This is a genomic window from Collinsella aerofaciens, from assembly GCF_901212495.1.
GTDB classification, from domain to species: Bacteria; Actinomycetota; Coriobacteriia; order Coriobacteriales; family Coriobacteriaceae; genus Collinsella; species Collinsella aerofaciens_H.
In genome coordinates this window covers 28-6,643 of the sequence record NZ_CAAKNY010000038.1, presented here as the reverse complement: position 1 = coordinate 6,643, position 6,616 = coordinate 28, and the positions used below count along the sequence as shown (strand labels likewise).

Annotated in this window: 3 protein-coding genes and 1 pseudogene; 1 reads left to right on the top strand and 3 read right to left on the bottom strand. The window is 51.1% G+C overall.

The window, feature by feature from the left end:
• Positions 1-59: 59 nt before the first annotated feature.
• Positions 60-677 (bottom strand): annotated as a pseudogene (locus tag SFLMC1_RS11245) (putrescine carbamoyltransferase); the annotation flags it as partial.
• Positions 678-1,070: 393 nt separating this feature from the next.
• On the opposite strand from SFLMC1_RS11245, the gene SFLMC1_RS03980 reads away from it, so the two are divergent.
• Entirely contained in the window at positions 1,071-2,036 is a 966-nt protein-coding gene (locus SFLMC1_RS03980) for a LuxR C-terminal-related transcriptional regulator (RefSeq protein WP_152074923.1), read from the top strand.
• Between the two features lie 688 nt (positions 2,037-2,724).
• On the opposite strand, the gene SFLMC1_RS03975 is transcribed toward SFLMC1_RS03980, so the two are convergent.
• Together SFLMC1_RS03975 and SFLMC1_RS03970 are read right to left on the bottom strand one after the other, a co-directional pair.
• Complete coding sequence (locus tag SFLMC1_RS03975; RefSeq protein WP_152074924.1) at positions 2,725-4,626, bottom strand: ATP-binding cassette domain-containing protein; 1,902 nt, start codon at positions 4,624-4,626, stop codon at positions 2,725-2,727.
• Positions 4,627-4,750: 124 nt separating this feature from the next.
• Entirely contained in the window at positions 4,751-6,484 is a 1,734-nt protein-coding gene (locus SFLMC1_RS03970) for a helix-turn-helix transcriptional regulator (RefSeq protein ID WP_222838027.1), read from the bottom strand.
• Positions 6,485-6,616: the final 132 nt, after the last annotated feature.

The window sequence follows — 6,616 nt, the reverse complement described above, 5'->3', positions numbered from 1 at the left end:
TAGATGAAGTCGGCGCCCTTGATGCACTCGATGTCGTCGGAGATGACGACCGAGCCGCCGGAGACCTTGCAGTTCTCCTCGGCGATGGCCATCATCTGCTTACCGAACTCGGCGCGCTCCTCGACGGTGCCGACGTGCAGGCCGCCGTCGGGGATCTGGTGGCCCTTAGGTCCAAACTGGACAAACTTCATGCCGACCTTGGAGGCGATGAACATGAGGGAGACGCAGACCTGGGTGGCGTCGCCGATGAAGGCCAGGGTGCAGTCCTCGATCTTCTTGCCCTCGGGGAGGTTCTCGAGCATGGTCATGAGGTCGCCCATCTCCTGCGTGGGATGGTTGAACTCGGACATGCCGTTGATGACGGGCACAGCGGAGCCCTCGGCGAGGCCGACGACGTCCTTGTGACGGTCAACGCGAGCCATCATGATGTCGAGCAGCGAGCCCATAACGCGAGCGGTGTCGCCCAAGGACTCGTGACCGCCGAGCTGGATGGTGCCAGGGCCATAGAACTGAGCATGACCGCCGAGGTCGGTCATAGCGGTCTCGAAGGAAAGACGGGTGCGGGTGGAGACCTGCTGGAAGATCATGCCAAGGCTCTTGTTGCGGAGCAGGTGCGGATAATAACCGTCAACCTTGATGGCCTTCTTCATTGCCAGGCCAAGATCCTCGATAGCCATGATCTGCTCTTTGGTGAAGTCGTTGGTGTCGATGAAATCCTTAGGCAGTGCCATGTCGATTTCCTTTCCGCCGGTCTTGCCGACTATTACTATGAGGCGCTCGAACATCACGCCTCGTGTTGACAAGACCATCATTCACCCGTATGCAATTTTCACCTAGTTTATTCGGGATTAAAGACCGTTCACGGAGTTACATCCCCTCTAAACCAATATAAACCCGCAGGCAGCTGGCTTGTAGGGGGTTTACCGTCTGGAACCGCGAACGGTATACGGCTATGCTGTATCTCGGTGTTTAATCCGCAATGGAACGCAATGGAACGACCGGCGGAGGCATGTATACCGGGGGGATATAGCGGGCTCCATAAGAGATCAAATGAGACAGGACGGTGACATATGGACACGCTCATGTTCTTCTATACCCTAGCGATACTCGTAATCTGTATTGTGACGGCAGTGCTTTCGCTTGCCGCCTACGCCTCGTCTCGTCGACAGTTCTTTATCTATGGCAGCGGCGTTTTTATTTGCTATGCCATCGAGATGACCGAGATCTTCTTTTTTGAATACACGTTGCAAAACCGAAGTTTTCCGGCCAATGACTATTACTCAATTACCATGCCTGTAATGCGGACCCTTGTGGCGACCGCTTCACAGGCTTTTATTTGGGCCATTGCCATGGACTTACTTGATAAGCATTCCAAGAAGTTGTTCGCCATCCCCGTTTTAACGTTTTTGCTGTGCGAGTCGCTGATTATCGTCGCTGTCCCCTCCGGCCCCATGCATCAGTGGCTCTACTACACGATGCGTCAGGTATTCCTTGTCTTTATGGGACTGTATATCTTTTGGACGGCTCATAAGAGTACAAAGGTTGAGCTGAAGACACGCGTTAACAACCAACGAAAACACCTGATTATCGGCGCTATTCTGGTCGGTTGCATCGTTGCCGAGGATTTCTACAACATCCTTGTCGTCCCCATGAGTCTGGCGCCCTCTTGGCTGCAGCTATATCTGTCCGAGCGCAACTTTAGCGAAAACGTCTTTGCGTGCTACTTTGCGATTCTGCTGATCATCTACTCCTACCACGTGCTTTCAATCCGCATGCAGGAGGCGCCCGAGGAAAAGAACGTCAGCGATCTTGATCGGCACATAGAAGAGCAGATGCCCTTCTATCGCAACGCCTACAAACTCTCCAACCGCGAGACCGAAGTCATGCGTCTGGTTGTGCTGGGCAAGTCGAACCAAGAGATTGCTGACGAGCTATTCCTTGCCGTGGGCACCGTCAAGACACACATCCACAACATCCTGGTCAAAACCGAGCAGCAAAACCGCACCACGCTGATCCTCCACTTCTGGAAGCGATAACCCACTAAAAAGGGACAGGTTTATTTTGGCAGGTTTTATCTGGGCAAACGCCAACCGCCGCAAGGGAGCTGCTTTCCCTCGCGGCGGTTTTCTGGCTCACGCTTTCTTTCGTCTCAATCTGTAACATATGGAGACCAAATCGCCGTCTTACTGTTACAGATCGAGACGAGCTACAGAACGCGCGTCGAATAATCTCAATCTGCAACAGGTAGAAGCGTTTTTGCCAGTCAGATGTTACAGATTGAGATAAACGCAGGAGCGGCAGCGTTAGATCAATCCTCCGCAAAGTAATTCGGAGAGAATCTGGTCCTAGGGTTATCTACCAGGTACGATATGTGCACTTATATTTCGTCTCAAACCCAGGCATTCCGTTCCCGCGTGGGCTTAACGCTGCACCTGTATAGAGGATCGTTTGCCCCGTACGAGAATAAGAGGTTTTGAAAGACAACCTCTTGTATGTCTGGTCGAAGCAATCAACATTCTCGCTCGGGTAGCTCGCGGTGGAGAACGATTTGTAGGTGTCCAAGACATCCGCCGTCACAAGACGACAAGGTGCAACAGAACCCGTATCTGGCTGCGCCGTCGCATAATTGGGAATTGCGCCCATCGACAGTGCAAGCATAAAACATGCGGCCAATGCCTTCACCAAGTTCTTCGATATATGTCGTTTCATGGTTGTCTTCCTCTCCTAGTTTTTGCTGTCGTTCGTCTTGAAAAGCTGCGCGTACACATTACCGATCCATTTCGAATCACCTCCCATTTCTCTGGTAACGACACGCGAGTCATCCCCTGTGAGCAATACGGAGGCATCGCAGAGCGATTCGAGGTTTCCGATAAGATGAGAAGAGATAATGACATGTGCTCCTCTACCCGCTTCATCTCTAAGAGCATTCGAAACGATTGCGACATGTCCCACATCAAGCGCATTCATGGGCTCATCCAAAAGGACGACTTCGCAATAAGACATATAGGCCATCGCAACATTAAGCAATTGTCTATTTCCATCAGACAACCTAGATACGGGCATATTCTTCAACTCAGTCAAGTCAAAGAGATTAAGCACTTGATCCAAGGTACGAGGCGAATGCCAAATTTTCTTGCATCGATCGAGATGGAAAGCAACGGTCATGTGCCGAATCAATAGAGGCGGCCCGTTCGGAACTAAGAAGAAAACCTTTCTCATTTGCTCACAGTCAACGCACGCTTTCGCATGAAAACAGAGAGAACCTGACACGCGCACTGATGGCCCAGCATCTCCCCAAAGAGTATTCAGTAGCGTAGTCTTGCCATGTCCATTTGGCGCGACAAGACCCCATATCTGGCCAGCGGGCATATCAAACTGCAATCCCTTTACCAGCTGGTTTTTTCCAACCGTCAACGCATCCAGCGACAGAGAGAGCAAGCTTTTCTCGCCCAAACTATCCGGGCGAATATGGTTCCAGGCCCAGCGATTCTTGCTTTTTAGACACGAAAACGAAATGACCCCCAACGCGCAAACAGCAAACGCGCCCATCACGGCAAAGAGGCAGTGCGATGCACTGGCTTCAGGAACGAGAGATACCTCCGCTCCATTGGCGTAAGATGCGCCGCCGAGCGCAAACGAAAAGGCAGAATAGCTCGACACCATATACGGCAGCAACGCATGCCATGGAGCATCTTTGCTCGCATAAAACGGAAGCTGGCTTATGCCCCCCACAAGAGCGATCACCATGGACGAAATGGCCCTGTTTCTGCTTCCGGCGTACACGCACACGCCCAAGCAAGCAAACATCATCGACAGCACAGCTTCAAAGACGGCAAATAGCCCTAGCTGAACTAACACAGTTCTTTCGACTACGTCACCATACTGAATGAATACGACTGGGTACTCTGTCTGACCTACACCGTTAAACACCGTTGCCAATACAAAACAGGGAGCCAACGCCAGAACCAAAACCAGCATCGATGCAATACCAGAGACGAGAACGCGGCATGCATTCATCTCTAACTTTGACAACAACGCTCGATCGTAGAACCGCTTTCCGTCCCCCTCAAGCGACATATAGAGGACGAGGACCGGGACCAAAAGCCACGCTATTGCAGGAACAGCGCCGCAATAATATGCGAGAAGAATCATCCCGGGCATTTTTGTTGTTGAGTCGTACGATTCCGGATGGGCCAGCATCGATATGGCTCGGGGAAGACGTTCTTGGGCTTCAAGCGATAACTCCGAATCAACACCATTCAAATAACCGAGTCGGTATTCCTTGAGCAATAGATTGTCGTAATCGGCAATCGCATCGTAATACTCTCTGGAGCCCGCCTTGCTTTCAAGCGCCCGATCAAGGCACGCCCTTTCGTCGGCAATGATGCTGTTGAGCTCCTGTGGGGCAGTGTCATAAACGCCGTCAGAGACTTGAGAGACCAAAAGGGCTCTCTGGTCTTCGATGGAAGCTCTACCATATAGATAATCTGCTCCCGTTGGAACGGATAGAAATACCGGGATGCAGAATACGAGCGCGAGCAGCGCCGTCAGCAACATAATTCCCCGGTTGCGCGCAAGAACTTCTAAATTAAGCCGTACATATGTGAGGCAATCACAGGTCTTCACAGCAAGCACCTCCGGTTCGCAACACACGAGTCGTCGGACCCGTTGTCCGGAAGTATCGCCTTCATCGTCAGAACTGTCTGTAGACGTGTAGGATGGATTTACAATCTTATTTGTCTACAGGCTTCTACCTGCTATTTTCTATAACATCTGCCATAAGACTAAAAACCCTATCTCTAAGTTCACGCTCCGAGTGAACTCCAAGCAAGGCATAGCTCTTGCTCTTGGCCTCTTTGACGGTTCCCCGAGCAACGTTAAGATGCGCGCAAATCTCGGTGGTTCTATTGCCATCAAAAACGCATGTCATGATATCGGCATAAAGCGGCGTGAAACCAAGCCTCAAGAAGGCCTCACGCACGGTATCGCGTCGATCACCCACCCGAACCGTATCTTTCGAACGCAAGAATAGCAGCGAATTACCCATAAGGATAAGTACGACAAGGAACGCAGTCACGCGTAAGGCAGGCATAAGGCCGCCAACGGCCTCACCGCTCCCAACGGACTCAAAGAAAATGTACAGTCGACTTACCACATCGTGAACCCAGAACGCTGCTCCAGCACCCACAGACACCGAAGAAAGGGTGAGTTCAGGCGAAAGGCACAAGTGCATTTCAGACATCCACCGTATAGCCGCACGGCAACACAGGGCCACAAGCACTATAGCTATCGATAGGATTATCGCATCATGCTCAAAGCCGAAGCATACGAGGATTTCCTCGATGCCCATTCCAGACGCATACATAAACAGGAAGCAGACGAAGACTATCCTGCAGTCCTGATTGAACGATGAGGACTCCAGCGATTCTGAACGGTGATCATGGCCTTTTATTGCGTCAAGATGCCACGCATCCTTTGACAAGAGAAGTCCAGCCGTCGCCTCTGAAATGCTTTTATATCCGGTTTTAGTCAAGGCCCGCGACAAATAGGTACGGGCAGTAGACGGGGAAATGTCCAAGGCAGAAGCAATCTCCTCGTACGTTTTTCCCTCTATCCTCATAGAGAAAACCGCGGACTCCCTTTGAGAAAAACCCGAAGCCGTAGGGATATCGGCAACTGCAGAGTGTTTTCCTCCTAATTTGGCGGCCGCAGAAAAAGCGCTCGTTAAGTCGGGGAAAAATCGCGTTATGGCCCTGGCAAGGATACTGCCCAAAACGGTAACCAGAAGCAATACGATCTCTTGATGCCCACCAAAGCTCAGGAGCACAGCTCCGATGTTTATATTGCGCGAAAACAAACAATCCGTATCGAGAATAACGGCGGCATTACCAAACGCAAGAGGTTCGACGAGCAAGGCAGCAACCCCCATCTCGGCGTTAACGGAAAGGAAAGAACCGATGGAGTCCATCAACGGGACGAGAAGAAACTGAAGGCCAACAAGCAAAGCAATCAAGAGTACAACGGGGCTGTAAAGTGCGAGCTCAGGATACCCGTGGAGAGCAGAGCCATCGGCCACATGTTTCCCCTTTAATCCCGCACGTATGTTTGCGAATTCACCGCCAAGCGCCCAAGAACAGCAAGCGACAAGCAAGGGGGCTAGTAACAACAAAATGAACGCGAGCGCCGAAACCACAACATGAAATTGATGAAAGACATTAAGAGATATCGTGTACATCACAAGAAGTGCAATGTCTACGAGCATAAGTCCAAAAAGCCTTTTGGAAATACCCTGTCTCACAGGGCGAGAGATGAGGCCCACACAGAAGCCCGAAAGCAGATGCAGACCGATAAGAACGGTGCCAGAAAGGCCCGTATAAATACTTGGCGCAACACAATACAGACCAGCCGCCCCTATAAACAACATAATTGAATGCCAGAGGAACGAGCGCGTCACGTTTTGCAGGGTAGCTGCCTCGGTTGCCATAAAATCAAAGCTCCTAGATAGCATTTTGGTTATTTTAACATCGTTCCCGGCGTTAAAAAACTGTTACCCGAATTAATCAATATCCCCCCTCCACCAAAAGGCACCACGCTGATCCTCCACTTTTGGAAGCGA